This is a genomic window from Alcanivorax sp. UBA3183 (genome assembly GCF_002364155.1).
In the GTDB taxonomy this organism is placed as follows: domain Bacteria; phylum Pseudomonadota; class Gammaproteobacteria; order Pseudomonadales; family Alcanivoracaceae; genus Alcanivorax; species Alcanivorax jadensis.
Genome location: NZ_DEXN01000045.1, coordinates 1 through 266 on the forward strand (window position 1 = coordinate 1; position 266 = coordinate 266).

General features: G+C 65.4%; 1 protein-coding gene. It reads right to left on the reverse strand.

Annotation, left to right across the window (positions count from 1 at the left end; genetic code table 11):
- The coding region (locus tag B3Q33_RS14250; RefSeq protein ID WP_286828256.1) for a hypothetical protein at positions 1 to 266 on the reverse strand (266 nt) is incomplete at both ends.

Consider the following 266-nt stretch of genomic DNA (forward strand, 5'->3'; position numbering starts at 1 on the left):
CCACCCGGGGCAAAGCCACCGGCGGCTTCTTCAAAGCAGGCAGCAGGATCAATCGGGCTGTTGGCCGCTGCTTCGGGGCACAGTTGCTCGGTCAGCGGGTTGGAACCCAGCAACAGGTCCTGCACGTCGCCGAAGTTACCACCGGCTTCGGTCAGGCAGTCGATCGGAGTGGTCGGACCCAAATCGGCCATGGAGGTTTCCGGGCAGAACTGCGCCAGAACCGGCTCCAGCGGGTTGCCGTCAGCACCTGGCAGACCACCGCCACC